General features: G+C 68.9%; 1 protein-coding gene. It reads left to right on the forward strand.

What is annotated here, in order from left to right; genetic code table 11:
* The coding region (locus PV350_RS46740) for an IS3 family transposase (protein WP_500339327.1) at positions 1 to 854 on the forward strand (854 nt) is incomplete at its 5' end.
* Positions 855 to 892: the final 38 nt, after the last annotated feature.

Raw genomic sequence — 892 nt, forward strand, 5'->3', positions numbered from 1 at the left:
GCGCCTGGGGCGTGAAGCGGTTGTGCGCCGTGCTGGAGGTGGCCCGCTCCAGCTTCTACAAATGGCGGGCCGGCCGGGAGGCCCGCGACGCGCGTGAGCGGGCTGACGCCGCGCTCGCCGAGCGGATCAGAGCCGTGCATGCGGAGTGGGACGGCACCTACGGCCGGCCCCGGATTACCGCCGAGCTGCGCGACCAGGGCGAGCGCGTGAACCACAAGCGTGTCGGACGGGTCATGCGGAAGTTCGGCATCGCCGGGCTGCGGCTGCGCAAACGCCAGGTCACCACGGTGCCCGAAGCGTCCGCCACGCCGGTGCCGGACCTACTGGGGCGCGGCTTCACCGCGAGCGAGCCGAACATCAAGTACGTCGGCGACATCACGTACTTGCCGGTCGGCGACGGCGAGTTCCTGTATCTGGCGACGGTGATCGACTGCTTCTCGCGCCGCTTGGTGGGCTGGTCGATCGCCGACCACATGCGCACCTCGCTGGTCGCTGACGCGCTCCGGGCAGCCGCCCGGGTCCGCGGCAGCCTTGCCGGTGCCGTCTTCCACAGTGATCACGGAGCGCAATACACCTCTCGCCAATTCGACGATGTATGCGCCGAGTTGGGCGTGCGACAGTCCATGGGCGCGGTCGGCACGAGCGCGGACAATGCACTCGCCGAGAGCTTCAACGCGGCCCTCAAACGTGAGACGCTCCGTGGCGCCCGCCGCTTCGACGGGGTCCGCGCCTGCCGCCTGGCAGTCTTCCGCTGGACCACCCGCTACAACACCCGCCGACGACACTCGGCGAACGGACAACAGTCACCGATCGCCTACGAGAGGCAGTCAGCTACCCTGACACTCGCCGCATAACAACACGAACAGGTGTCCATCCCACAGGGACAAGGCCC

This window comes from Streptomyces sp. PA03-6a (genome assembly GCF_033792765.1).
In the GTDB taxonomy this organism is placed as follows: Bacteria; Actinomycetota; Actinomycetes; order Streptomycetales; family Streptomycetaceae; genus Actinacidiphila.